Annotated in this window: 4 protein-coding genes; all 4 read right to left on the bottom strand. The window is 41.1% G+C overall.

Translation table 11 applies throughout. The features are described from left to right. Positions 1-229 precede the first annotated feature (229 nt). Positions 230-406, bottom strand: coding sequence for a hypothetical protein (locus Q4561_RS19640; protein ID WP_303462948.1), 177 nt, complete (start codon positions 404-406; stop codon positions 230-232). Between the two features lie 228 nt (positions 407-634). Beyond that, positions 635-1,144, bottom strand: a complete 510-nt coding sequence (locus Q4561_RS19645; RefSeq protein ID WP_303462950.1) for a hypothetical protein — start codon at positions 1,142-1,144, stop codon at positions 635-637. A gap of 144 nt (positions 1,145-1,288) precedes the next feature. Continuing rightward, positions 1,289-1,912: a LysE family translocator gene (locus Q4561_RS19650; protein ID WP_303462951.1), complete on the bottom strand. Its 624-nt coding sequence runs from the start codon at positions 1,910-1,912 to the stop codon at positions 1,289-1,291. A 156-nt stretch (positions 1,913-2,068) separates the two neighbouring features. Then, on the bottom strand, positions 2,069-2,440 hold the full coding sequence (locus Q4561_RS19655; RefSeq protein ID WP_303462952.1) for a hypothetical protein: 372 nt from the start codon (positions 2,438-2,440) through the stop codon (positions 2,069-2,071). Positions 2,441-2,537 lie beyond the last annotated feature (97 nt).

The raw sequence follows: 2,537 nt of genomic DNA on the forward strand, positions 1-2,537 counted from the left end.
CTACGGATGCTTGGGCGATGTTGGGAACAACAGGTGAGGGTGGTTGAATTGTTATTTGTATTAAGCCAAACGCAGTTTAGGTTGACGCCTTCTAACTTTTAAATAAGGGGCGCAGGCACGTAGGGCATAATGGCGAAGCCGGCCTGCGTGTTTGCGTCCCAGCCCGCGCAGCGGGCGTGCTTAATTTTTTTGTTATAAGCCATTTTAAATTCAACCTTGTTTAGCTACGTTAATCACCACAGCCACCACCAGAATCTGAACCCTCATTCCCCGAATATAGATTGCTACTACCAGAACCGTCCGTAACAGGATTGCGACTTTTTACTTTAGGGTTTATTGAGCGAAGGACAACCAAAGTAATAGCAGGGCCACCTATTGGAATAAGCCAGTTAACAAGTAAGGTCATAGCTCGAGAGCTATTATTGATAAACAATGTGCTGTTAACAGCTAGAGTATTAAAAAATGCCCAAGCCAAATTAACACACACAATCCCAGCTAATAAGTAAACCATGAGTTAGGTTTTCCTAGTGGCATATAACTTCTAAATAAGGGGCGCAGGCATGTGGGGCATAATGGCGAAGCCGCCCCGCATGTATGCGTCCCAGCGAACGAAGTGAGTGACTTAATTTTTTTGTTAGCTGCCACTTAAACCTACTGATTTCAGATAAACATACAAATATGGAATTAGTACTATCAAGATAACAACTACTGTACCAATGTAAAAAAAATGAGCCTCTTTTTCTGCTTGGTCAAAATCATAGGTTTGCTCAATACTTTCTAATTCGGATGGATCAACTCCATCTTCTATCGCTCTCTCATTTATCTCTGATATTTTTTCGAATAATTTCTCATGCTCAGCTATTGCTGTTTTATGAATATCTGATTTGAATTTTTTATAATCAAGATAATGTCTATGAGCATGGTATGACCACGCAAGGGTGTATATAAAACAAAGCGTGCTAATCGTTGCGGAAAACTCAAATTGCACAACACTAAAAGCTATTAGAAATATCAAAATACCACAAAGACAATCTAAAATTTCACCTGCCGGTTGATACGGACGTCTTAAGCGATTTTTGTCAAAAAGACCAAAACAGCAACTCAACAAAAAAACGCAACAATAAAAATAACCCCAAACAGGCACTCGGTCTCTCCTTGGCAGCTAACTTTAAGCTAAGGGGCGCAGATGCGTGGGGCATAATGGCGAAGCCGCCCCGCGTATAGGCGTCCCAGCGAACGCAGTGAGCGAATTAAGCGTTTTGTTAGCCGCTCGTCTTGATACCTTGGCTCACTCACTTGTCGAAACCAAATAACATCCCGCACCAATAAATGTGCCTCCGAATACTTTACTTAGTAGCTTACCTGAAACCTGATTTTTAATTTTGTTTTTTGCTTTGTGAGCTAGCAAAGAATACGACGATAGACAGATGAAAGACAAGGCCATAAATGTACTTACCAATAATGAAAATTGGGGAATTAGTGTTTTTTCGACGGAGATAAATTGAGGAAACAAGGCGGTTGTAAAAACAATAGCTTTAGGATTAGTTAAAGCGATTAACAAACCCTGACCGTAAAGGTTAACTGCGGAGATATTGAATTCTGTGCTTGCCTGTGGCTTGATAGTTTTTACACCTGAGCTCCAGAGTTTTACCCCGATATAAATTAAGTATGCAGCCCCCATAATTTTAAACAATGTAAAGCCAAAAGCTGAATGCATAACTAATGCAGTAAGGCCAAGAATTGAAACAGCTGACATAATGAACAGAGCAGTGATATTACCTAAAATCGTGGCTAGCGAGGCTTTAAAGCCAAAAGAAAGACTATGGCTTGAAACGAGAAGTGCAGCTGGTCCAGGCGTAGCTGTAGCTAAAAAAGCGATAGAACAAAACGACAACCAATTCTCTATTTCCATGAAAATTCCTAGGAGCGGCTAACTTTTAAATAAGGGGCGCAGGCACGTAGGGCATAATGGCGAAGCCGGCCTGCGTGTTTGCGTCCCAGCCCGCGCAGCGGGTGTACTTAATTTTTTTGTTAGGTGCGTGCAAAAACAACCTTTTTCTCGTTGCCACTAAATACAATCTAAGCCTACAGTGCAAACAGTAACTAGCGCAAAAAACGGCCAAACTGCCCCTGCAACTATTGAAGCAATGGATGCCATTATATTGCGAGTTTTTGACTTTATATTTTGAGTTAGTTTTACAAATAAGGCAGCTATACATAGAGGTACAGAATACATAATAAAGAGGCTTATAAGTAGCTCCTTTTCCCGGCTTTGTATTACGTGGTGAGATGTGCCTTCATATCCACTAATGGTAAGAAGACTGAAAAAGAAAACTAAAGCCGCCAACAGTCCTTTACTTTTATAGGTGTTTGACGCCCAAATTGAGCTAAATAAAATTACAAAGCAAACACCAATAGAAGTTATAAAAGCTTCGAACAAATCCATTTTCCTTGTAGCAGCTAACACCTAAATATGGGGCACAGACAGGCAGGCTATAATGGCGAAGCCGCCTGACTGTTTGTGTCCCAGCCCGCCT

Origin of the sequence: Alteromonas sp. 1_MG-2023, from assembly GCF_030547075.1 — a bacterium.
Classification (GTDB): Bacteria; Pseudomonadota; Gammaproteobacteria; order Enterobacterales; family Alteromonadaceae; genus Alteromonas.